This is a genomic window from Duganella sp. CT11-25 (genome assembly GCF_047302815.1).
In the GTDB taxonomy this organism is placed as follows: Bacteria; Pseudomonadota; Gammaproteobacteria; order Burkholderiales; family Burkholderiaceae_D; genus Rugamonas.
On the sequence record NZ_JBKBFD010000001.1, the window covers coordinates 2,023,427 to 2,046,090 of the forward strand.

General features: G+C 64.1%; 24 protein-coding genes. 10 read left to right on the top strand and 14 right to left on the bottom strand.

Annotated features, from left to right (window positions below; genetic code table 11):
* Nucleotides 1-52 precede the first annotated feature (52 nt).
* The 3 genes from ACEN9F_RS08425 to ACEN9F_RS08435 form a co-directional block, all read right to left on the bottom strand.
* Nucleotides 53-2,212, bottom strand: coding sequence for a putative bifunctional diguanylate cyclase/phosphodiesterase (locus tag ACEN9F_RS08425; protein ID WP_413419589.1), 2,160 nt, complete (start codon nucleotides 2,210-2,212; stop codon nucleotides 53-55).
* On the bottom strand, nucleotides 2,205-3,197 hold the full coding sequence (locus ACEN9F_RS08430; RefSeq protein ID WP_413419590.1) for an EAL and HDOD domain-containing protein: 993 nt from the start codon (nucleotides 3,195-3,197) through the stop codon (nucleotides 2,205-2,207). Before ACEN9F_RS08430 ends, ACEN9F_RS08425 begins: the two co-directional genes overlap by 8 nt.
* A 116-nt stretch (nucleotides 3,198-3,313) precedes the next feature.
* Complete coding sequence (locus ACEN9F_RS08435) at nucleotides 3,314-4,246, bottom strand: LysR family transcriptional regulator (protein ID WP_413419591.1); 933 nt, start codon at nucleotides 4,244-4,246, stop codon at nucleotides 3,314-3,316.
* 151 nt (nucleotides 4,247-4,397) lie between these two features.
* On the opposite strand from ACEN9F_RS08435, the gene ACEN9F_RS08440 reads away from it, so the two are divergent.
* The 4 genes from ACEN9F_RS08440 (at nucleotide 4,398) to ACEN9F_RS08455 (ending at nucleotide 8,328) form a co-directional block, all read left to right on the top strand.
* A complete protein-coding gene (locus ACEN9F_RS08440; RefSeq protein WP_413419592.1) occupies nucleotides 4,398-5,099 on the top strand; it encodes a pirin family protein in 702 nt (233 codons plus the stop codon).
* A gap of 124 nt (nucleotides 5,100-5,223) precedes the next feature.
* Nucleotides 5,224-5,877, top strand: coding sequence for a GTP cyclohydrolase II (gene ribA / locus ACEN9F_RS08445; RefSeq protein WP_413419593.1), 654 nt, complete (start codon nucleotides 5,224-5,226; stop codon nucleotides 5,875-5,877).
* A 16-nt stretch (nucleotides 5,878-5,893) separates the two neighbouring features.
* A complete protein-coding gene (locus ACEN9F_RS08450; protein WP_413419594.1) occupies nucleotides 5,894-7,339 on the top strand; it encodes a S1 family peptidase in 1,446 nt (481 codons plus the stop codon).
* Nucleotides 7,336-8,328: an FHA domain-containing protein gene (locus tag ACEN9F_RS08455; RefSeq protein ID WP_413419595.1), complete on the top strand. Its 993-nt coding sequence runs from the start codon at nucleotides 7,336-7,338 to the stop codon at nucleotides 8,326-8,328. Before ACEN9F_RS08450 ends, ACEN9F_RS08455 begins: the two co-directional genes overlap by 4 nt.
* Nucleotides 8,329-8,332: 4 nt before the next feature.
* Here the strand turns inward: ACEN9F_RS08455 and ACEN9F_RS08460 are convergent, their stop codons facing one another.
* Nucleotides 8,333-8,968 (bottom strand): FxDxF family PEP-CTERM protein, encoded by a 636-nt coding sequence (locus tag ACEN9F_RS08460; protein ID WP_413419596.1) that lies wholly within the window; start codon nucleotides 8,966-8,968, stop codon nucleotides 8,333-8,335.
* A gap of 122 nt (nucleotides 8,969-9,090) precedes the next feature.
* Nucleotides 9,091-9,702 carry a TetR/AcrR family transcriptional regulator gene (locus ACEN9F_RS08465; protein ID WP_413419597.1) on the bottom strand — a complete coding sequence of 204 codons (612 nt, stop codon included), beginning with the start codon at nucleotides 9,700-9,702 and terminating at the stop codon, nucleotides 9,091-9,093.
* 99 nt (nucleotides 9,703-9,801) lie between these two features.
* Between ACEN9F_RS08465 and ACEN9F_RS08470 the strand changes: the two genes are divergently transcribed.
* The gene (locus ACEN9F_RS08470; RefSeq protein WP_413419598.1) at nucleotides 9,802-11,061 is read left to right on the top strand and encodes an MFS transporter; all 1,260 of its coding nucleotides are present in this window, start codon (nucleotides 9,802-9,804) and stop codon (nucleotides 11,059-11,061) included.
* A gap of 104 nt (nucleotides 11,062-11,165) precedes the next feature.
* Here ACEN9F_RS08470 and ACEN9F_RS08475 read toward each other — a convergent pair whose 3' ends face one another.
* Nucleotides 11,166-11,468: a hypothetical protein gene (locus ACEN9F_RS08475; protein ID WP_413419599.1), complete on the bottom strand. Its 303-nt coding sequence runs from the start codon at nucleotides 11,466-11,468 to the stop codon at nucleotides 11,166-11,168.
* A gap of 75 nt (nucleotides 11,469-11,543) precedes the next feature.
* Between ACEN9F_RS08475 and ACEN9F_RS08480 the strand changes: the two genes are divergently transcribed.
* Complete coding sequence (locus ACEN9F_RS08480) at nucleotides 11,544-12,071, top strand: PaaI family thioesterase (RefSeq protein ID WP_413419600.1); 528 nt, start codon at nucleotides 11,544-11,546, stop codon at nucleotides 12,069-12,071.
* On the opposite strand, the gene ACEN9F_RS08485 is transcribed toward ACEN9F_RS08480, so the two are convergent.
* Nucleotides 12,052-12,957, bottom strand: coding sequence for a LysR family transcriptional regulator (locus tag ACEN9F_RS08485; RefSeq protein ID WP_413419601.1), 906 nt, complete (start codon nucleotides 12,955-12,957; stop codon nucleotides 12,052-12,054). The genes ACEN9F_RS08480 and ACEN9F_RS08485 overlap by 20 nt on opposite strands.
* 110 nt (nucleotides 12,958-13,067) lie before the next feature.
* Here ACEN9F_RS08485 and ACEN9F_RS08490 point away from each other — a divergent pair, with 110 nt between their 5' ends.
* The 4 genes from ACEN9F_RS08490 (at nucleotide 13,068) to ACEN9F_RS08505 (ending at nucleotide 16,872) form a co-directional block, all read left to right on the top strand.
* Nucleotides 13,068-13,937, top strand: coding sequence for an NAD(P)H-binding protein (locus tag ACEN9F_RS08490; protein WP_413419602.1), 870 nt, complete (start codon nucleotides 13,068-13,070; stop codon nucleotides 13,935-13,937).
* Nucleotides 13,938-14,130: 193 nt separating this feature from the next.
* Nucleotides 14,131-16,053: a M61 family metallopeptidase gene (locus ACEN9F_RS08495; protein WP_413419603.1), complete on the top strand. Its 1,923-nt coding sequence runs from the start codon at nucleotides 14,131-14,133 to the stop codon at nucleotides 16,051-16,053.
* 116 nt (nucleotides 16,054-16,169) lie between these two features.
* Complete coding sequence (locus tag ACEN9F_RS08500) at nucleotides 16,170-16,445, top strand: BrnT family toxin (RefSeq protein ID WP_413419604.1); 276 nt, start codon at nucleotides 16,170-16,172, stop codon at nucleotides 16,443-16,445.
* Nucleotides 16,372-16,872: a DUF433 domain-containing protein gene (locus tag ACEN9F_RS08505; protein WP_413419605.1), complete on the top strand. Its 501-nt coding sequence runs from the start codon at nucleotides 16,372-16,374 to the stop codon at nucleotides 16,870-16,872. The genes ACEN9F_RS08500 and ACEN9F_RS08505 overlap by 74 nt, the downstream gene beginning before the upstream one ends.
* On the opposite strand, the gene ispF is transcribed toward ACEN9F_RS08505, so the two are convergent.
* From ispF to ACEN9F_RS08540, 7 genes are read right to left on the bottom strand one after another with little or no spacing between them, the layout of a single operon-like run.
* Nucleotides 16,812-17,306 carry a 2-C-methyl-D-erythritol 2,4-cyclodiphosphate synthase gene (ispF, locus tag ACEN9F_RS08510; protein ID WP_413419606.1) on the bottom strand — a complete coding sequence of 165 codons (495 nt, stop codon included), beginning with the start codon at nucleotides 17,304-17,306 and terminating at the stop codon, nucleotides 16,812-16,814. The two genes, ACEN9F_RS08505 and ispF, sit on opposite strands and share 61 nt — an antisense overlap.
* A 4-nt stretch (nucleotides 17,307-17,310) precedes the next feature.
* Nucleotides 17,311-18,030, bottom strand: coding sequence for a 2-C-methyl-D-erythritol 4-phosphate cytidylyltransferase (ispD, locus tag ACEN9F_RS08515; protein WP_413419607.1), 720 nt, complete (start codon nucleotides 18,028-18,030; stop codon nucleotides 17,311-17,313).
* A gap of 7 nt (nucleotides 18,031-18,037) precedes the next feature.
* Nucleotides 18,038-18,724 carry a hypothetical protein gene (locus ACEN9F_RS08520; RefSeq protein WP_413419608.1) on the bottom strand — a complete coding sequence of 229 codons (687 nt, stop codon included), beginning with the start codon at nucleotides 18,722-18,724 and terminating at the stop codon, nucleotides 18,038-18,040.
* Between the two features lie 4 nt (nucleotides 18,725-18,728).
* A complete protein-coding gene (locus ACEN9F_RS08525) occupies nucleotides 18,729-19,283 on the bottom strand; it encodes an NUDIX domain-containing protein (protein ID WP_413419609.1) in 555 nt (184 codons plus the stop codon).
* Between the two features lie 33 nt (nucleotides 19,284-19,316).
* On the bottom strand, nucleotides 19,317-19,622 hold the full coding sequence (locus tag ACEN9F_RS08530) for a DUF2818 family protein (protein WP_413419610.1): 306 nt from the start codon (nucleotides 19,620-19,622) through the stop codon (nucleotides 19,317-19,319).
* Nucleotides 19,622-21,127 carry an NADH-quinone oxidoreductase subunit NuoN gene (nuoN, locus tag ACEN9F_RS08535; RefSeq protein ID WP_413419611.1) on the bottom strand — a complete coding sequence of 502 codons (1,506 nt, stop codon included), beginning with the start codon at nucleotides 21,125-21,127 and terminating at the stop codon, nucleotides 19,622-19,624. Before nuoN ends, ACEN9F_RS08530 begins: the two co-directional genes overlap by 1 nt.
* Nucleotides 21,128-21,148: 21 nt before the next feature.
* Nucleotides 21,149-22,651 (bottom strand): NADH-quinone oxidoreductase subunit M, encoded by a 1,503-nt coding sequence (locus ACEN9F_RS08540; protein WP_413419612.1) that lies wholly within the window; start codon nucleotides 22,649-22,651, stop codon nucleotides 21,149-21,151.
* Nucleotides 22,652-22,664 lie beyond the last annotated feature (13 nt).

Sequence of the window (22,664 nt, forward strand, 5' to 3'; positions counted from 1 at the left end):
GCCCGGCACTCCCCTACACCCGATGGGGTAGTGCCGGGAAAGGCGGCCCGCCCTAGCGGTTGCCGAACATCAGCCGCTTCCCTTCGCGCAGCATGGTCGCGAATTCCGCCGCCGGGACCGGCTGGCTGAACAGATAGCCCTGCAGCTGGTCGCAGCCCAGCTCGCGCAGGAAGCTCATCTGCTCGGCGGTCTCCACGCCCTCGGCGACGATTTCCTGGCGCAGCTGCTGGGCCATGGTGACGATGGCGCGGGCGATGGCGCAATCGTTCTCTTCATATGGCAGGCCGATGACGAAGGAGCGGTCGATCTTCAGGGTGCTGATCGGGAATTTCTTCAGGTAGGCCAGGCTGGAATAGCCGGTGCCGAAATCGTCCAGCGCCAGCGCCATGCCCATCGCCACCAGCTGGTTCATGATGGCGATGACGTTGTCGGTGCCGCGCACCAGCAGGCTCTCGGTGATTTCCAGGTTGATCTGGTCCGGCTGCACGCCGTAGCGCTCCAGCACCGTCGCGATGCGCTTGGGCAGCCCGGCGTCGAACTGCCGCGCCGACAGGTTGACGGCGATCGGCGGCATGATCAGGTTGGCCTCGCGCCATTCCTTGACCTGGCGGCAAGCCTCCTCCAGCACCCAGGCGCCCAGGTCCAGGATCAGGCCGGTCTCCTCGGCGACCGGGATGAACACGCCCGGCGACACCAGCCCGCGCACCGGATGGCGCCAGCGCAGCAGCGCCTCGGCGCCGACGATGCGGCCGCTGCGCAGGCTGACCTTGGGCTGGTAGTACAGCCGCAGCTCGTCGTTCCGCAGCGCCTGGCGCAGTTCGCTTTCGATGCGCAGGTGTTCCTTGGCGCGCTGGTTCATCTCTTCGCTGTAGAACAGGAAGTTGGATTCGATGCTCTGCGCCGCCTTGGCCATCGCCACGTCCGCATAGCGGATCAGGGTCGGCACGTCGGCGCCATCCTCGTTGTAGACGGTGATGCCGACATGCCCGCCGACCTGCAGGTTGTGCGAGGCGACGATGATCGGCGAGGCCAGCGCCGCCAGCAGCTTCCTGGCGACGATGGCGGCGTGCTCGCGCTTTTCGATATGCAGCAGCGCGATGGCGAACTTGTGGCCGTCCAGCCGCGCCAGCACGTCGCCTTCGCGCAGCGCCAGGCGGAACAGGCGGCCGATCTCGCACAGCAGTTCATTGCCGATCTCATGGCCCAGCGTGTCGCTGATGGCGCCGACGCGGGTGATCTCCACCACCAGCAGCGCGCCGTGTTCCTGCGTGCGCTTGGTTTCGGTCAGCGCCTGGCCCATCAGCTGGGTCAGCAGGCACAGGTTGGGCAAGCCGGTCAGCGGATCGTAGTTGGCCATGCGCTGCATGCGCGCCTCGGCGTCCTTGTGCACGCTGATGTCGGAGAACAGCGAGAAGGTATGGCTGATCTTGCCGGCCTCGTCGCGCACCGCGCTGATGGTCACCGATTGCGGGAACAGCTCGCCGTTCTTGCGCTTGCCGACGATCTCGCCGCGCCACGGCCCGCCGCCCTGCATCGCGGTGCGCACCTTGGCGCGGAATTCGGCGTCGTGCACGCCAGAACGCAGCAGGTCCGGCGTCTGCCCGATCGACTCGGCCGGCGTGTAGCCGGTGATGCGCGTGAACGAGGAGTTGATGGACACGATGCGCTCGTGGGCGTCGGTGATCAGGATGCCCTGCTCGCTGTCCTCGATGATGCGCGCGTGCAGGTTGACCTTGTCCAGGTCCGACAAGGCCTGGTTGGCCTCGGACAGCTTGACCAGCATGCCGACCGGCTCGCCGCCGTCGTCATGGCGCAGGAGGATGTCCAGGTGGACCCAGATGATGTCGCCGTTCTTCTTGCGGCGGCGGACCTCGGTGCGCGCCGCCGTCTCGCCTGGATTGTGCTCGAAGAACAGCTCGGCGATATCGCCGTCGTCATCGTCTTCGGCATACAGGAACAGCACGTGCTGGCCCAGCGCCTCTGGCGCCGCGTAGCCGAACATCAGCTGCGCGCCGGCGCTCCAGCCGGTCAGGTAGCCGGTCAGGTCCAGTTCCAGCGTGGCGTCCAGCGGCGGTATGGCGGCCGGCGTGATTTCGACGCGCGCCTCGGCCAGCGCCGTCTCCAGCTCGGCCAGCGTGCGCGCCAGCGCCTCGCCCTGCTCGGTGCGGGCTTGCCGGCTCAGCGCCAGGCAACGCTCGATCGCGTCAAGCATGGGAGGCACCCGCCTTGCCGGCCGTGACGCCCTGCATCCACAGATAGGCGTCGGCGACGATACGGTTGAAATTGCCGTTGTCGATCTGCAGCGCCTGCAGGCCCTCGGCCAGCGCCACGTAGTCGTCGCATTCGGCCGACTCCACCAGGCACAGCAAGCGGCCCAGTTCGCCCTCGCGCGACAGCAGGGCCTGCTGCACGTTGTCGCTGATCGTCAGCGGTTTCAGCACCTCGTCCAGCGGCATGCCGAACAGCACGCCCAGCAGCGAGAACATGCCGACCATGAACGCTTGCTCCTGGTGCGGCTTGTCGTCGCCGCTGAGCTTGGACAGCAGCTCCATCGAGCGCGCCCGCACCGATACCCGCGCCAGCAGCATGGCCGAGCGCTGGTCGCCCTGGCGCGACGAGAACAGCATCAGGTTGAGCCAGCGCCGCAGCTGCGAGCGGCCCAGGATCAGGATCGCTTGCGAAAAACTGGTGACGCGGCGGCCGGTGCCCATGCCCAGCGAATTGACCAGGCGCAGCAGATGATAGGACAGCGTCGGATCCTGGCGCAGCAGCGCTTCGATTTCGTGGGTATCGGCATCGGCGGACACCAGTTGCACCAGCTGCAGCGCCAGCGCGCGCGAGGCGGCCTGGTTGCCGACCGCCTTGGGCGGCGGGGCCAGGAACCAGTTGCCCTCGACCCAGGCCACCGACGGCGGCAGGTCCTTGGCCAGCACCTCGTCGGCGCGATGGATCTTGTCGGCGGCCAGCGGCTTCCAGCCGGCTGCGGCCAGCAAGGGATGGAGGATGTCGGATTCGCAGGCGCGGTAGAAGCAGTTCATGCTGCCGCCGGCCAGCTCCTGCAGCACGGCGGACGGCAGGTCCAGCGGGCCGCCGGCCTGCTGCATGCAATCCGCATCGAACAGCAACGCCGCAGGATTGCCGTTGCGGTCGGCCAGAGGATGCAAAAACACGGGCGGCGTGGCAGTCAATGCGGTCATGAAGTGTTCCACCAAAAAACAGTTGGTTATCCCGCTATGGTACTCCGAAATTATTGGCCTTGGTCAACATTATAGATATCATCTTGGCAATTATGTTGACTGTTTCATGTTCCACATCAAACGGATGGCGCATGGCGCGGCAAATGCCGCAGCAGACGCTCGAACAGGCCGGGCTGGCGCATGCGCTCTATCCACCATTTCAGCGCGGCGCCGTTCTCGCCGCTGCGCCAGGCCAGGTAGAAGGTCTCGGCCGGCTTCGGCTCCTCCACTTCCTTTTCGACCAGCAGGCCGGCGGCGATGGCGGCACGCGCGCACGGTTCCGGCAGGAAGCCGAAGCCCATCCCGGCCAGCTGGTACTGGAACTTGGTCTGCATGTCCGGCACCGTCAGCGCGTCCTGGCCCAGCAGCAGGCCGACGGTGCGCGGCGCCATCTGGCGGGCCGAATCGGCCACGCTGACGGCGCGGTGCCGCTGCAGGTGCACGCGGTCCAGCTTGCCTTCCACGGCCGCCAGCGGATGCGACGGCGCCACCGCGAACACAAACTGAATCTTGCCGATCGGCTGGGACACATAGCCGCCGCCCGCCGGACCGTCGCCGGCCACGCCCACCAGCAGGTCGGCGCGGCGGTCCAGCAGCGCCTCCCAGGTGCCGGACAGCGCTTCCTGGACGATGCGCAAGCGGGTCTGCTGCGCCACGTCGTAAAACGCCGTCACATCGTCGCGGAACATGCAGGGCGAAAACATCGAATCCATGCCCACCGACAGCTCGGTTTCCCAGCCGGACGCCACCCGGCGCACTCGGTGCTCCAGGTCCTGGGCCGCCTTCAGCAGGTAGCGCCCCTCCTTCAGCAGCTCGACGCCGGCCGGCGTCAGCACGACGCGCGGGCCGTTGCGCTCGAATACCTGGACCCCGAGATCGTCCTCCAGCTTGCTAACAGTATAGGAAATAGTCGACGGCACGCGATGCAATTCCTTGCCGGCTGCGGAGAAGGATCCACGGCGGTCGATGGCATCGACGATTTGCAGGGCTTCCAGGCTGAGTCTGAGCATTCGATTTTTTCGATAGTAAAGGGGTAAATTTTCCGTTTTTTTAATCCGGATCAGGGGTCTACAATGTGATTCATGGATGCAGCGATACCGAAACAGTTTTCGAAATTATCGCACAAGCATTTAACCCTATCATCAGAAACGGAGCCCTACCATGTTGCAAGTACGTAAAAGCGAATCCCGCGGCAAAGCTAACCACGGCTGGCTGAATTCCCATCACAGCTTTTCGTTCGGCAGCTACCATGATCCTGAGCATGTCGGCTTTGGCCCGCTGCTGGTGATCAACGAAGACAAGGTACAGGCCGGCCAGGGCTTCGGCACCCACGGTCACCGCGACATGGAGATTATCTCCTACGTGCTGAGCGGCGCGCTGGAGCACAAGGACAGCATGGGCACCGGTTCGGTGCTGCACTACGGCGACGTCCAGCGCATGAGCGCAGGCACCGGCGTGCGTCACAGCGAGTTCAACGGCTCCCGTACCGACCAGGTGCATTTCCTGCAGATCTGGATCCAGCCCAGCGAGATCGGCATTCCTCCCAGCTACGAGGAAAAGAACTTCACGCCGGAAAGCAAACTGGGCCAGCTGCGCCTGATCGCGTCGAACGACGGCCGCGAAGGCTCGGTGCTGGTGCACCAGGATGCGGCGATCTACGCCACCATCATGACCTCGGGCGACAGCCTGAAGCATGCGCTGGCGGCGGGCCGCAGCGCCTATGCCCACGTGATCCGCGGCGAAGTGACGATCAACGGCACCGTGCTGCAGGGCGGCGATGCGCTGAAAATCACCGATGAAACACTGGTGACGCTGGAGCAGGCGAAAGCGGCGGAGATCCTGCTGTTCGATCTGCCGAACTAAGCTAGAGGCTGGCCTAAAATAAATTTCCGCCAGTTTTGGTATCATGAAGGGCGCGCCGGGTCTGTTTGAACAGCCCGGCGCGCCTTTTTTACCTTCAAATGTATACATATTAAAGAGCATAGCTATGTCGCAGAGCGCAGAAACCCCGGCACCGGACGAACTGGATTACATGACTTCCTGCGCCCTGCCGACCCCTTGGGCCCAGTTCACGCTGCACGCCTTTGTCGAAAAGGCCACCGGCAAGGAACACCTGGCGATGGTGCTGGGCGACATCGGCAACGGCGAGCCGGTGCTGGCGCGCGTCCATTCCGAATGCCTGACCGGCGACGTGCTGTTCTCGCAACGTTGCGACTGCGGCGCCCAGCTCGAAGGCGCGCTGAAGAAGATCGCCGCCGAAGGCCGCGGCGTGCTGCTGTACCTGCGCCAGGAAGGCCGCGGCATCGGCCTGATCAACAAGATCCGCGCCTACCGCCTGCAGGAAGCCGGCGCCGACACGGTCCAGGCCAACGAGCAGCTGGGTTTCAAGCCGGATCAGCGCACCTACGGCCTGGTCAAACCGATGCTGGCCCAGTTCGGCGTGAAAAGCTTACGCCTGATGACCAATAATCCGCGTAAGATCGATGCCATGACTAAACTAGGCATCGAGGTGGCCGAGCGCGTGCCGCTGCTGGTCAACCGCAACGCCTTCAACCAGCATTATCTGAATACCAAGGCCGCCAAGCTGGGCCACATGATGACGCCGCTGACACCCGCCCCGGTGGAGGATGGCGCGCTTTAAACGTTTTAAGGACTGCATGAAAGTTACCGCGCTAGCCAGTACACTCGCTTTAACTTGGGCCTGCGCCAGCGCGCTGGCTGCCCCGGCCCCGGCCACCAAACCCGCCGCCGCGCCGCCGGCTGCCGTACCCGCTGCGCCCGCCGCACCGGCCCAGCCCGGCGAACCGGCGGCGGCCGCCGCCCCCCCCCCGCTGCCGCCGCCGTCCAGCGCGGCCCAGCATCTCTACGCTTCCGCCAAGAACGACATCCTGCAAGTGCGCTCGCTGCTCAAGAGCGGCCGCACGCAATCGTCGGTCGGCTCCGGCTTCCTGATCGGCACCAGCAACCTGGTGGTGACCAATTACCACGTGGTGTCGCAGTTCGCGCTCGATCCCGACACCTACGTCGGCGAATGGGTGGACACCAGCGGCCAGCGCGGCAATGTGGAACTGCTGGCGGTCGACGTGCTGCACGACCTGGCGGTGCTGCGCGTCAACCGCAACGGCACCGGCTTCTTCAAGATGCCCGAGCAGCTGGCCAAGCTGACGCAAGGCCAGTACCTGTACTCGATGGGCAATCCGCTGGACCTGGGCTTCGCCATTTCCGAGGGCGCCTACAACGGCGTGATCGCGCGCAGCTTCTACGACCAGCTGATGTTCACCGGCCCGATCAACTCCGGCATGAGCGGCGGCCCCAGCGTGACGGTGGATGGCTCGGTGGCCGGCGTCAACGTCTCCAAGCGCCTCGATGGCGAACTGGTCAGCTTCCTGGTGCCGGCCCGCTTTGCGCAGGACTTGCTCAAGCGCGTGGAAGAGCAGAAGCAAGCACCGGCCGAGTTCACCTCGGTGGTGGCCGGCCAGCTGCTGAACCACCAGAAGGCGATGGTCGATCAATTGCTGTCCAGCCCGCTGAGCCTGAAGCCGATGGGCCCGTACCAGGTGCCGGTGCGCGAGTCCGAACAGATGCGCTGCTGGGGCCGCTCCAACGTCAAGGCCGACAAGCCGTTCACGGTGGACGACGCCAGCTGCGCGATGGAATCGGCGATCTTCGTCAGCGGCACGCTGCAGACGGGCCAGCTCAGCATCCGCCACCAGTTCCTGCGCGGCACCGGGCTCGACAAGCTGCGCTTCGCGCAACTGGCCAGCGCCTCGTTCAAGAACGAGCACTTCGGCAACAACAAGGACACCCGCTTGACCGGTCCCAACTGCACCGAGGACTTCGTCAAGAACAAGAACCTGCCGCTGCGCGCCGTGCTGTGCGTGCGCGCCTACCGCAAGTTCGCCGGCCTGTACGATTTCGCGCTGCTGACCGCGACCACCGACCAGGGCTTGATGAGCTTGCAGAGCCGGCTCGACGCGCGCGGTGTTTCCTATGACAACGGCATGCGCTTGTCGCGCGTGTTCCTCGATTCGCTGTCGCTGGCGCCGGTGCACGTCAAAAAGCCCGCTGTCGCCGCCAAGCCCGCCAAGGGAGCCGCGCAATGACCGCCCCCTACTTCGTTGAAATCCTGGCCCGCAACGGCGACGTGCTGCATCGTCACAAGGTCGGCGCACTGCCGATCCGCCTCGGCCGCAGCTACGACAACGACATCATCCTCGACGACGCCCACAGCGCCGCCAGCCACGCCATCGTCGAAGCCGGCGAGAACGGCAAGCTGGTGCTGCGCGACCTGGGCAGCAAGAACGGCACGGTATACAAAGGCAAGCGCCAGACCAGCGTCGCGCTGGGCGGCGACACCGTGGTGCGCCTCGGCCACACGCGGCTGCGCGTGCGCGCCGCCGACTTCCCGGTGGCGGCCGAAGTGGAAGACACCACCATGCATGGCTGGGAAGGCGCGACGCCGGCCACCATCGGCCTGGTACTGATCGCCGTCTTCACCTGCATGGAAACCTGGCTGTCCGATGTCGAACCGTTTGCGCTGATCCGCTACCTGCTGGTGCTGGCGTCCAGCCTGGCGGCCGGCCTGCTGTGGGCCGGCGTGTGGGCGCTGGCCAACCGCCTGTTCGGCAGCCACGCGCGGCTGGGCCGGCACTTGTTCATCCTCGGCAGCGGCTTGGCGGTGGTGGGCTTGTGGCGCGCGGGCAGCGCGGTGATGGCTTATGCGTGGTCGGCGGAAACGCTGACGCGCTATGGCAATCTGGTGACGCTGGCGATCGCCTGCGGCATGTTGTTCTTCCACCTGATCACCATCAAGCCGCACCATCCGCGGCGCTTCGCGATAGCGTGCTGGGTGATGCTGGTGGGCGGCGCCGGCTTGATGCTGATGACCAACCTGCAAGGCACGGGCCGCACGGCGGACGAGCTGTACATGTCGGTGTTGCTGCCGCCGGAAGTGCGGCACAGTGAAGACCGCAGCGTCGACCAGTTCATGGCCAACGCGGCGAAACTCAAAACCGACATCGACGCCGCACGCACGCGCGCCGTCAAGAACGGCGTGCCGGAAACCGACGACGACGACGACGGTTCGGACTAAGCGATTACTTGGCGGCCTTCTTGCCGGACCTGCGGCGGGCCATGAAGCCCATCAGGCCCAGGCCGCCCAGCAGCATCGCATAGGTTTCAGGCTCGGGCACGGCGGCCGTCAGCGTCACGTTGTCCAGCACCGCGCCCGAGTAGCCGTCGCCATTGACGCTGCTGAACTGCAGCAGTTGCGAGCCGGCGGAGTTGCCGGTGGTGAAGCTGAAGCTCTGGGTGGTGGCCAGGCTGGTGCCGACGTACTCGTGATGGATGCCGTTGACGTCCACCGACAACGCGGTGTAGCTGCCGTTCGGATTACGGCTGACGTCGAACGACAGCGTGTAAGTGGTGTTGGCGTTGTAGCTGAACAGCTGCGACAACGAACCCGGTCCAGGCGTGCCCAGCATATCGACGCTGGTGCCGCTCACCGAACCGTAGCTATTCTTGATCAGGTCGACCGATACGCCGCCGATGGTCCAGCCGGTGATGGCGCTCGAACCCGCATCCACCTTGGTGTAGCCGCCGCTGGCGACGCCGACCGTATAGGCCTCGAAGTCACCGTTCGAAATGAGATTGCCATTGCCGGCAGCCGAGGCGGCGCCGGAGGCGAACAATGCGGTGACTGCTGCTGCCTGGATCAACTGAGCGATTTTCATGATGTCGTGACCTTCGGAAATGGATGCAATGTGGCCATTGTACCGATCAATTTCAAAAGCACAACATAAATTTCATTTTGACAAAATATATGACCTAAAAGCAACGCTCGTCATATCACTTGTCAGACCGGCCATCCGCGCAAGACCTGGTCCACCACCTCCTGCAACTGCTTGCGGCTGGCGCCGGCGGCGGCCTGCACCGCCATGCCGTTGGAGATCGTCATCACATAACGCGCCATCTGGCTGGAACAGCTGTCGGCCGGCAGATCGCCGTCGACCTTGGCGCGTTCGAAGCGTTCGCGCAGCATGCCCTCGCTCGCGGCGCGGCGTTCGATCAGCGTATCGCGGATCGGCAGCGCATCGTCGCTGCAGGCCAGCGCGCCGTTGATCACCAGGCAGCCGTGGGGGTTATCGGTTTCGGTCTGGGCGTCGGCGTTCCCGCGCAAGAAATGTTCGACCACGGCGCGCGCGGTCGGCTTCTTCAGCGCCGCATGGAACAGCGGGTCATGGGTCTGGGCGTAGCGGTCCAGCGCCATGCGGAACAAGTTCTCCTTGTTGCCGAACACCGCATACATGCTGGGCCGGTTCATGCCCATCGCCTCGGTCAGCTCCGGCAGCGAACTGCCCTCGTAGCCCTTCTCCCAAAACACCTTCATGGCCTTGTCCAGCGCGTTTTCAGCATCGAAGGTGCGCGGCCGGCCAGTCTTGCGCGCCGTAGCGGAAATATCTTTCATACCGATCGGTTAAAAATTCATTGACAAAGTTCTTTCGTGCGTACATTATGAACCGATCAGTAAAAAACTCAAGTGTTTTTACCGCACCTAAGGACTCCAATGCAAAACCATACCAATACCCAGGCGGTCGTCGCTGACGACGCGCCGCTGGCCCCGCTGTCCCCTGCTCCCGCGCCCACTCCGGCCCGGGGCGCCTGGCTGGCCGTGCTGTCGGTCGCCATCGGCGCCTTCGCGCTGGTCACGACGGAATTCCTGCCGGTCGGCCTGCTGCCGTCCATCGCCGCCGAGCTGGGCGTCACCGAAGGTATCGCCGGCCTGATGGTCACCATCCCCGGACTGGTCGGCGCGCTGGCCGCCATCCTGGTCACCGTCGGCATCGGCAAGGCCGACCGCCGCTACGCGATCTGGGGGCTGACCGCCACGCTGATCGTCTCCAACCTGATCGTCGCGCTATCGCACTCGTTCCCGCTGGTGTTGTTCGGACGCGCACTGCTGGGCGTCGGCGTCGGCGGCTTCTGGGCCATCGGCCCGGCGCTGGGCACCCGGCTGGTGCCGGCGGCCTCGGCCACCAAGGCGACCTCGCTGATCTTTGCCGGCGTCTCGGTCGGCACGGTGGCCGGCGTACCGGCCGGCGCGCTGATCGGAGAACTGGTCGGCTGGCGCATGGCCTTCCACGCCGCCGGCGCGGTCGCCCTGCTGGTGCTGCTCACGCAGATGTGGCTGCTGCCGCGCCTGCCGGCAACGCAAGCGCTGACCTTCCGCCAGCTGCCGGAACTGCTGCTGGTGAAAAAGGCGCGGCTGGGGATCATCGTCACGCTGCTGATCTTCATCGGCCAGTTCGCGGCCTACACCTACATCACGCCGTTCCTCAGCCAGGTCGCGGGTCTGAACGCCGGCACCATCGGCGCACTGCTGCTGACGTATGGCGCGGCGGGATTTGTCGGTAACCTGATCGGCGGCTGGGCGGTCGCGCAAAGCGTGCGCAAATCGCTGATCGCCACCGGCTTGATCCTCGGCCTGTCGGCCGCCGCGCTGCCGCTGCTCGGCACCGGCATCTGGGGAGCCACGGCGCTGATCGTCATCTGGGGCCTGGCCTTCGGCATGATGCCGATCTCGGTGCAAACCTGGATCTTCCAGGCCGCGCCGCATGCGATGGAAAGCGGCGGCGCCGTCTTCGTCGCCACCGCGCAGATCTCGCTCGCCAGCGGCGCGCTGGTAGGCGGCATGGCGGTCGACCACCTGGGCGTCTCCAGCGCGATGATCGTCGGCGGCGTCTTCGCTCTGGCGATGGCCGCCGTCATCGCCAAGTGGGGCGAAGAAGACGACCAGCCCGCGATCAAGCTGCACGCCGTCCACTAAAACAGCGGTGTCAGAAACAGCGGTGTCAGTGCCGACATTCGGACACAGGCCCAGCCGCATTGCGGCAGAGCTTGTGTCCGAATGTCGGCACTGACACCACTTCTTTAGATGCGGCCGCGCTTGAATTCGGCCAGGAAGGCCTTGGTTTCCTTGGGCGACAGGACCTTGATCTCATCGCCGTGCCAGGCGTATAGATACGGCGTGCCGCCCTGGCGGTCGGTCAGCTTGGCATCGAGCAGGAAGCTGGTGCCCAGCGGGTATGCGCGCGTATCGCTCATGCGCCGCGAGCATTGCACGTGCAGCTCCGGCGAGAACGCCTGCCCCGGCACCGGATGGATTTCCACCTTGCCGCCGCGCGCCACCGAATGCACCGCCACCTGCCGGTATGCATAAATATCCCGCGCCATCGTCATCCCTTGCCGTCAAAAGCGCCATGTTAGCAGATCGTTTATAGTCTTCTATCCGACGCTAAAGGAGACCGCATGAGCAATCACGAACAGTGGCTGGCCGAAGAAGCCGCCGTCCGCGCCAAACTGGCGCAACCAGGCGTCGCGACGCGCGAGCAGCTCAGCTCCCGCAGCGGCGCGGAGTTCCTCGCGGCGATCAGCGCCGGCGAACTGCCGCCGCCGCCCATCGGCGCGACACTGGATTTCATCCCCATCAGCGTGGAGCCTGGCGTGGTGATATTCCAGGGCACGCCGGGGCCGCAGCACTACAATCCGAGCGGCGCGGTCCACGGCGGCTACGCGGCGACGCTGCTCGACAGCGCGGTCGGCTGCGCGGTGCATTCGATGCTGCCCCAGGGGAAAGGCTTTACGACGCTGGAGCTCAAGGTCAACTACATCCGCGCGATGACCGATCAGACCGGCCCGGTACGGGCCGAGGGCAAGGTCGTGACGGTGGGCGGCCAGGTGGCGGTGGCCGAAGGCCGCATCACGGACGCCAACGGCAAGCTGTATGCGCATGCCACGACAACCTGCCTGATCTTCCCTATTCCACCAGCGAAGTAACGAAATCGAGGAAGGCCAGCGTCTTGGCCGGCGGATGATGCCGCGACGGGTATAGCGCGTACAAGGGAAAGCGCTCGTCCGGCCACGCCGTCAGCACCGGCACCAGTGCGCCGGAACGCAGCAGCGGCGCTACCGCCAGGTCGATCACCTGCGCCAGTCCGTAGCCGGACATCAGCACACTCTCCATCGTACCGGCGTCGTTGAGCGTCAACTGGCCGTGCGGATTGACGATGGTGGTCTTGCCGCCGCGATGAAACTCCCAGTCGAAGGGCCGCCCCGTCGCAGGATTGCGGAAGTGGAGGCACACATGCTCCGGCCCTTCCAGGTCGGCGGGCTTCTTCGGCGTGCCGTGCTTGCGCAGATAGGCCGGCGTGGCGACCGTCAGCACGCGCGTGTCCAGCAGCTTGCGGGCGATCAGCGAGGACGATTGCGGCTGACCAAGCCGGATCGCCAGGTCAAAACCGTCGCCTACCATGTCGCCGAGGTGATCGCGCGCCATCAGGTCCAGCTCCAGCTCCGGGTAGCGCTTGAGGAAGCCGCCCAGCCTTGGCCCCAGCAGCAGCCGTGCGCACAGCGGATCGATATTCACCCGCAGGCGCCCCCGCACCACCACCGCGCCCTCGCCGGCCGAGGTCACCGCTTCCTCCAGCCCAGCCAGCAGTGGCCCGATCTGCGCGTAGAAGCGCCGCCCCTCGTCGGTCAGCGATACCTTGCGCGTGGTGCGGTCGAACAGCCGGATATTCAAGCGCGATTCCAGCTTGGCGATGGCGCGGCTGACGCCGGACTGCGACATCTCCAGCGCCTCGCCCGCGCGCACGAAGCTGCCGCCGTCCACGATGGCCGCCAGCACACGCATGCCGTTCACTACCCGCTCGTCGAATGCCATATATGCTCATTGGTCATGAATGATATGAGTTCCATGCTATCGGAGTATGACTCGTTTTGCATCAGAATTCTTCACATGCGGAATTCGCCGCCTCATTCAAGGAGAACACCATGTATGCAATCACCGGTATCACAGGACAAGTCGGCTCGGAACTGGGCAATCAGCTGCTGGCGGCCGGACTGCCCGTCCGTGCCGTGGTACGCGATGCCGCCAAGGGCACAGCCTGGGCCGCGCGCGGCGCGGAAGTGGCGCTGGCCGATGTGAACGACGGCGCCGCGCTGTCCCGCGCCTTCACCGGCGCAGAGGCGGTCTTCGTGCTGCTGCCGCCCACCTTCGATCCGACCGAAGGCTTCCCGGAAGCGCGCCGCAGCATCGCCGCCCTGCGCGAGGCGTTGGCTGCCGCCAAACCGTCGCGCGTGGTCGTACTGTCCACCGTCGGCGCGCAGGCGACACAGCCCAACCTGCTGAACCAATTGGGCATCATGGAGCGCGAGCTTGGCACGCTGGACCTGCCGATCACTTTCCTGCGTGCGGCGTGGTTCATCGAGAACAGCCTGTGGGATGTGGCGGCGGCACGCGAAACCCATCGCATACCGAGCTTCCTGCAGCCGCTGGAGCGCAAGGTGCCAATGGTGGCCTGCGCCGATATCTCGGCGGTAGCTTGCGAACTGCTGCAGCAATCATGGAGCGGCCGCCGCGTGGTGGAGCTGGAAGGTCCGGCGCGCATCAGCCCCGCCGATATCGCCGCGAGCTTCAGCCGCCTGCTGGGTCATGAGGTCGGCACGGCGGCCGTGCCGCGCGATGTGTGGGCCGGCTTGTTCGCATCGCAGGGCATGAACAATCCGACGCCGCGCATGCAGATGCTGGACGGCTTCAACCAAGGCTGGATCGAGTTTGAAGGCGGCCAGCAAGGCTCGCGCAAGGGTTCGGTGAAGCTGGACCAAGCCATCGCCGCCCTGCTGCAGCGGAGCGCGGCATAAGCGCTTGCCATCGGCCAGACTCAGGTGGTCGATGGCAAGCGCTGCCGACCTGACACGGGACGCGGACGTCCGCACGGACACCCAGTCGCCCAAAACGGACGGCGCGACTGGGCGCTCTCCCCGCCAAGCCTTCGCATCAGGGATGGCATGCCTATTGCATAATGAAGCTTTCCTCCAACGCGACATTCTGCTCATGCAAAACACCGTTCTTGCCTTGCTCTTGTCCGCCGCGTGCATGGCGCCGGCTTGCGCAAGCGTCGGCCCGCAACCGGTACCCGCTCCACCGGCGATCGAAGCGCCGCGCGACATCCCTTTTCACGGTACGATCCAGCTAAAGGTCGACGCCACCGACAGCGTCCACAAGATCTTCCGCGTGCGCGAAACCATCCCGGTCCAGAAGGCCGGCGCAATGGTGCTGTTGTATCCGCAATGGGAGACCGGCAGCCATTCCGCCACGCAGGAGGTGGCGCCGCTGGCAGGCCTGACCATCAAGGCCGGCGCGCGGCGGCTGGATTGGCAGCGCGATCCGGTCAACCCGTTTGCCTTTCGCGTCAACGCTCCCGCCGGTGCGCGCACGCTGGATGTCGAATTCCAATATCTGCCAGCCGCACGCGGACCTCAGCTGATCTCCGCCGGCATGCTGATGCTGCCGTGGCAGAAGGTGGCACTCTACCCGGCGGGCTGGTTCATCCGCAATATCGCCGTGCAGGCCGAGCTGACCATGCCTGATGGCTTCCAGTTTGCGACGTCCTTGGAAACCACCGACGTCAAGGCCAACCAGGTGTCGTTCAAGGCTGCCAGCTTCGAGGAGCTGGTCGATGCGCCGGTCTATGCGGGCAAGCACTTCAAGCGCATCGAGCTGACCACCGCGCCGGCGATCCCGGTGCGGCTGAACCTGTTCGGCGATACGGATGCCGCACTGGCGCTGCCGCCGGAACTGGTGGCCAAGTTCAGCGCGATGGCCTCCGCAGTCCCGCGCCTGTTCAACTCGCAGCACTACCGCCACTTTGATTTCCTCATGTCGCTGTCGGACGTGATGCAGTCCGGCGGCGGCGTGGAGCACCAGGAATCGACCGAGATCAATGTCTCCGCCGGTTATGCACAGGATCCGGGAGAGCAGATGTTCATGGGGAACCTGGTGATCCACGAATTTATCCACTCGTGGAATGGCCGCAGCCGGCAGCCGGCCGACCTGTGGGCGCCCGACCTGAACACGCCGATGCGCGGCAGCCTGCTGTGGCTCTATGAAGGGCAGACGGAGTTCTGGGCCCATGCGATGACGCCTCGCCTCGGCCTGCGCACAACGCAGCAGGCACTGGATGCGCTGGCGGTGGATGCGTCGTTGATGAGCAATCGTCCCGGACGTCAATGGAAGTCGCTGCAGGACAGCACCATCGATGCGCTATACATGCCGGGCAAGGCGGTCAACTGGCGCGACTGGCAGCGGCGCGAGGATTACTACGCCGAAGGCGTCATGCTTTGGCTGGACGTGGACATGCTGCTGCGCGAGCTCACCGCGGACAAGAAGAGCATGACGGATTTCGCCGCCGTCTTCTTCGGCGCGGGCGACAACAGCCGCACCATCTCGACCTATACCTTCGCCGATATCTGCAAGACGCTCAACAAGATCGCGCCGTATGACTGGTCCGGCTATTTCACCGCGCGGCTGCAAACACATGACGATACCCATCTGCTGGATGGCCTGAGGCGCGGCGGCTATCACCTGGTCTATACGGACCAGCCGACCGAATTCTTCATGCGGCACGAGATCGATTTGGGCGGCATCGACCTGTCTACGTCGCTGGGACTGGTCATCGCCGGCAAAGGCGCGATCAAAAGCGTGGCGTGGGAGAGTCCCGCCTTCCGCGCCGGCATCAGCCTCGGCGCGCGCCTGGTCTCGGTCGGCAAGCGGCCTTATACCGACGAGCTGTTAAAGCAAGCGATCAAGGAAGCCGCCGCCGGCAAGCAGCCGATCCAACTGACGTTTGAAGCCGATGGCGCCACGCGCACCGTGGCCATCGACTATTTCGGATCGCTGCGCTATCCGCGACTGGAACGCATTCCCGGCATCACCGACCGGCTACGGCAACTACTGATGCCATCGACGCCACATTGATCTAGTCGAACGACAGCAGAGAATGCCAGGCACAGGATATCGAAACGATGTCCTGGCAGCCTGGCATTTTGCGTTCAGTGCCGCTTGAAGGAAATCTTTAAGCCAGTACACTGAAAATGACATCCTATACTTGGGACGAAAAGAAGCGGCTGAGCAACCTCCGCAAGCATGGTTTGGATTTTGCCAACGCCTCGGCTGTGTTCGCTGGCAGGACATTCACGACAGAAGATACCCGAGTTCGCTATGGAGAACGCCGTTTTATAACCATCGGTCATTTTGCGGGCCGCGAAGTGGCAGTTACCTATACGGAGAGAAACGATGACATCCGAATTATCTCATTCAGAAAAGCAAATCGCGAAGAGCGAGAAACCTTGTTCATCTATGGAAGATGACTGGAATACGGTCTTGCAGATGCCGGACGACAATATCGAATACGATGAGGATTGCCCTCCGTACGACCCAAAATACTTTTCCACACCGGTTCACAAGATAAACGGGCGCATCATCCCGCCAAGGAGATCTCCTGCTGACCCGATTGACCCGGAACTATTGGCGTTCATGAAATCGATTACGCCGTTGATCCAGATGGAGCCGACTATCCTGGGCGGCATGCCCGTTTTTAAAGACACGCTGGTACCGATCAAGCGCATGTTCGATTATCTGCTCCGCGGGAAGTCACTGGAAGATTTTCTTGCAGACTACCCGGCGGTATCTCGCCACACCGCCATCGGCGTCCTGGGAACCGAGCGGACCTTGTTTTACGAAGCGATCAGCAAGGCGATCGATTCGGCGGCGATGCCCTCTTCCCGCCCCAGGTAGCCCAGCTTCTCGTTGGTCTTGGCCTTGATGTTGACCTGGCCGACGGCCACGCCGAGATCCTCGGCGATGTTGGCGCACATGCCGGCGATGTGCGGCGCCATCTTCGGGCGTTGCGCGATGATGGTGGCGTCGATGTTGCCGATGCTGTAGCCGGTGGCGACCACGCGGCGCGCCGCCTCCTTCAGCAGCGTGCGCGAGTCGGCGCCCTTGAATTGCGGGTCGGTGTCCGGGAAGTGCTTGCCGATGTCGCCCAGCGCGGCCGCGCCCAGGATCGAATCGGTGATCGCGTGCAGCAGCACGTCGGCATCCGAGTGCCCCAGCAAACCAACGTGATGCGGAATGTCGACGCCGCCGATGATCAATTTGCGGCCTTCCACCAGCGCGTGGCAATCGTAGCCCTGGCCGATGCGGAATGGGAGTTTTGGTGCGGTCATGTCGTTATCCTTGTTCACCTGCGGCCAGGTACATTTCCGCGATGCGGATGTCGGCTGGCAGCGTTACCTTCAAATTGCGTGGATGGCCTTCGATCAGGCGCGGCGAGTAGCCCAGCATCTCGACGGCACTGGCGTCGTCGGTGATGGCGTTGGCATCCGGCGCGCTGCCCAGTGCGCGCAGCAGCAGCGCGTAGCTGAACATCTGCGGCGTCTGCGCCAGCCACAATCCGGCACGCGGCACCGTCGCCGCGGCCAGGGCCGGCGAACCGGCGGCACGCTTGACGGTGTCCACCACCGGCAGCGCCAACAGGCCGCCCGCCGCGTCGTCGCCGACGCCGTCGATCAGCTTCGCGATCAAGGCCGGCGTCAGGCCGGGGCGCGCGGCATCGTGCACCATGATCATGTCGCTCTCGTCAACCACGCCGTGTAGTTCGCGCAGCGCGTTCAGCACCGTGTCCATGCGGGTGGCACCGCCGCAGCGCAGTACCGTGACGCCGTCCAGGCCAGGCGGCAGCACGGCGTCGATCTGGCCATCCGCAGCACTGACGACGACATAGGTATGCGCCACCAGTTCGCTGGCGCGGAAGGCGTCGACGGCGTGGCGCAGCATCGGCTTGCCGCCAACCGTCAGGTATTGCTTGGGTCCATCCGCCGCCATGCGCGCGCCGACGCCGGCGGCGGGCAGCAACGCGAAGTAGCGCGGGGTTTGAGTCGTTGTCGTCATTGCTCTCTTATTTCCGGCGGCGCAGCAGTATTTCGCTGATCTCGCCATTACAGGCCTTGCCAAGGCGCGCATATTCGTCGGGCGTATCGATCTCCGCCTGCTTCGCCTTGCCCTTCTCGAATTCATCCCGTATGAACGGGAACCACGTGCCGTTGATCTCGTGCTCCAGCGCCGACATCGCGGTGCCGGACGGCGCATACAGCGGCTTGCCTTCGAAGCGCTTGCTCAAGGCGTCGCGCACGGCCAGCTCCACACGCGCCAGGTTGTCCATGTAAGCCTTCAGGTGGCGCTGCTCGTGCGTCAGTATCTCGTTGTAGGCGCAGCTGCCCGGCACGAACTCGTTGCCGACGTAGATCAGCACCGGCGAGTAATTCAATTTGATCTCGACCTTGGGCGCGATGCACTCGTAGCCGCTGGCCGGATCCTGCAGTACCGGCCCGCCCAGGCTGGCTTTGTAGATCCCCTTGGTCACGGTCAGTCCCAGCGTCTGCATACGGCCGTCGATGCTGCCCGCCTTGGCGGTCAGCGCGCGATATGGCAGCTGGTTATTGATCGTGAAGCCGTTCTGCGTCGATGACAGCACGGAGACGGTCTTGTTGATCGTGTCCTCGCAACGGATCTGGAACGGCGTACGCTCGGCGGCCTGCGCGCCGGCGGCGGCACAGATGCAGGCGATGGCCAGCAGCGCCTTCATGGCCTTAGTCCAGCTTCCAGTCGCCGGCGCGCAGCTTGTCCAGCCAGAAGATGCCGATCACCGTCTTGACGTCGGTGATCTTCCCTTCGCGTACCCATTGCAGCAGCTCGTCGATGGTGGCGGTGAAGGTTTCGAGGAACTCGCCGTCGTCCAGCTTCTGCGGGCCGGCCTTGAGGCCGCGCGCCAGGTACAGGTCCAGGTGTTCGTCCGAATAGGCGATGGCGTTGTGGATGGTGCTGACGAACTGCCACTGGCTGGCGGTGTAGCCGGTTTCCTCTTCCAGTTCGCGCTTGGCGCTGGAGAGCGGATCTTCGTCATGGTCGATCTTCCCGGCCGGGAATTCGATGAATACCTGGTGCAGCGGATAGCGGTATTGGCGCTCCATCAGCACCGTGCCGTCGTCGAGCAGCGGCAGGATCACCACCGCGCCGGGATGCAGCACGTATTCACGTGCTGTGTGCTTGCCGTCGGGAAGTGAGATGGTGTCGCGCTGGACCTTGAGGAAATGGCCGTCATAGACCAATTCACCGTCGATACGGGTTTCTGTCAAATTGTCCATACCTGCTCCACGTCGTTGTAGAACGATAGTGTATCAGCCGTGGCGCTTGCGCAGGTAGCGGACGATAAATCCCGGGAATCCGAGAACGATGAAGAGGCCTCCGGCGATCCAGTAGAACTCCTGGGTCTGCGGGAAGCGGCTGCCGATCTGGCCTTCGATGGCGAAGCCGATCGCGCCAACGACAACGTACAGCACCGCCATTTCGAGCAAGCGCACGATCAGCGGCTTGCGCGGCCATTTGGTTGGCAGCAGTGCGAATACCTTGTCGTTGAAAAAAGGCAGGTTGGCGGCCACGATAGCAACCGCGATCACCAACCAGCTTGCGAGGGATACATCCATCAGGTGGCGAGCGTCGCTTTGATGGCGGTCAGGCAGGCCGCCAGCAGCGGACCTGGCAAGACGCCCAGCGCCACGATGCCGACGCCGTTCAGGCTCAGGACGAACTTCGTATCGCCGTTGGCAACGATAGGAGTATTGTCGGTCGGCTCGTCGAACCACATGGTCTTGATCACGCGCAGGTAGTAGAACGCGCCGATCAGCGAGAACATCACCGCGAACACGGTCAGCCAGATCTGGCCGGTGCCCAGCACGGCGGTCAGCACCGAGAACTTGGCGGCAAAGCCCATCATCGGCGGCACGCCCGCCAGCGAGAACAGCAGGATCGTCATCACGACCGCGAACCAGCCGTTACGCTTGCTCAGGCCCTTGAAGTCCGCCAGGTTCTCGGCTTCGAAGCCGGAACGCGACAACAGCATCAGCATGCCGAAGGTGCCGACGGTGGTCAGCACGTAGGTGATGGTGTAGTACATCGCAGCGCTGTAGGCGGCGGCGATGCCGGTGCGGTCGGTGGTGCCGGCCACGCCAGCCAGCAGGCCAAGCAGCACGAAGCCGATTTGCGCGATGGTGGAGTAAGCCAGCATACGCTTCAGGTTGGTTTGCGCGATCGCGGTGATGTTACCGATGGCCAGCGACATCACGGCCAGCACCAGCAGCATCTGCTGCCAGTCGAACGCCAGCGGCAGCAGGCCTTCGACCAGGATGCGGATGCAGATGGCGAAGGTGGCGATCTTCGGTGCGCCGCCCAGCAGCAGGGTCACCGCGGTTGGCGAGCCTTCGTAGACGTCCGGTACCCACATATGGAACGGTACGGCGCCCAGCTTGAACGCCAGGCCGGCGACCAGGAACACGATGCCGAAGATCAGGATCGTCGGCTTGATGGTGCCCGCCGCGACAGCAGCCGAAACGCTGCGGATGTCCAGCGTGCCGGTGGCGCCGTACAGCATCGAGATGCCGTACAACAGGAAACCGGATGCCAGCGCGCCCAGGATGAAGTACTTCATCGCCGCTTCGGTGGCCTTGTGGTTATCGCGGCGCAGCGCAACCAGCGCGTACAGCGACAGCGACATCAGTTCGACGCCCAGGTAGATCGACAGGAAGTTCGAACCCGAGATCATGACCAGCTGGCCCAGCATCGCGAACAGCGCGAGCACATAGAACTCGCCGCCCAGGTTACCGCTCAACATGCCGCGGTCGCCGGCGTACTGGCGCGAGTAGATCAGGGTCAGGCCGACCGTCAGGTAGGTGAACAGCTTGAGCAGGTTCGCCATCGGATCGGAGACGAACATGCCGTGGAAGGTATAGACCGTGGTGCCCGCCGAGAAGTCGATGTAGCTCAACACGCCGCAGACCAGCAGCGTCAGCAGCGACAGCACGTAGGTGACCGAACGCTGGCCCTGGGACAGGAACATGTCGATCAGCAGGATGGCCGAGGCGCCGATCAGGACCGCGATCTCGGCATAGACCGGGACCAGGTTCACGGCCTCTTGTAGGATTGGTGTAGTCATTTATGCGTTTCCGTTTTCTTCTTAAGGCAGCTTGCTGTGTGCGACGTGGGCCAGCAGGTCAGCGACCGAGGTTTGCATCGTGTCGGTGAATGGCGCTGGGTACAGGCCCATGGCCAGCACGGCGACCGCCAGAATGCCCAGCATCAGGAATTCACGGCCGTTGATGTCGACCAGTTCAGCCACGTGGTGGTTGGTGACCTTGCCGAAGATGACGCGCTTGGCCATCCACAGCGAGTAAGCTGCACCGAAGATCAGCGCGGTCGCGGCCAGCAAACCGATCCAGAAGTTGTACTGCACGGCGCCCAGGATCACCATGAACTCGCCGACGAAGCCGGAGGTCGCAGGCAGGCCGCAGTTAGCCATCGAGAACAGGATGAAGAATGCCGCGAACTTGGGCATCTTGTTGACGACGCCACCGTAGTCGGCGATCTGGCGCGAGTGCGCCTGGTCATACAGCACGCCGATGCACAGGAACATCGCGCCGGAGATGAAGCCGTGCGAGATCATTTGTACGATCGCGCCCTGCACCGCCATGGCGTTGAAGACGAAGAAGCCCAGGGTGACGAAGCCCATGTGCGCGATCGACGAGTAGGCGACCAGCTTTTTCATGTCCTTCTGCACCAGCGCCACCAGACCGATGTAGATCACGGCGATCAGCGACAGCGTGATGACGAAGCCCGACAGGTAGTGCGATGCGTCCGGGGTGATCGGCAGCGAGAACCGCAGGAAGCCGTAAGCACCGAGCTTCAGCATGATCGCGGCCAGCACGGCGGAACCGCCGGTAGGCGCTTCGACGTGGACGTCCGGCAGCCAGGTGTGGACCGGGAACATCGGCACTTTGACGGCGAACGCCATGAAGAAGGCGATGAAGATGAAGATCTGTTCTTTCATCGTCAGCGGCACGCGGTGCCACATCAGGATGTCGAAGCTGCCGCCCGATACCTTGTACAGGTAGATGATGGCGACCAGCGTCAGCAGCGAGCCGAAGAAGGTGTAGAGGAAGAACTTGAACGACGCGTACACGCGGTTCTCGCCGCCCCACACGCCGATGATGATGTACATCGGGATCAGGGTCGCCTCAAAGAAGAAGTAGAACAGCAGGCCGTCCATCGCGCAGAACACGCCGATCATCAGGCCTGACAGGATCAGGAAGGCGCCCATGTATTGCGCGACACGCTTCTGGATCACCTGCCATGCCGAGATCACGACGATCACGGTGATGAATGCCGTCAGCGGCACGAACCACAGCGACAGGCCGTCGATGCCCAGCGAGTAGTAGATGTTGAAGCGCTCGATCCACGGCGACTTCTCGACGAACTGCATGCCGTGGGCGGCGTTGTCGAAGTTGGTGATCAGCGGGATGGTCGCGATGAAGCTGACGATCGCGGCGATCAGCGAACCAACGCGGACCATCGCCGCATTGGTATCACGGCCGACGGCCAGCACGATCAGGCCGAAGATGATCGGGAGCCAGATCGCGAGGCTCAGGTACGGAGGTAGTGTAGATATGGTTGACTGCATCATGGTTATCGTTATC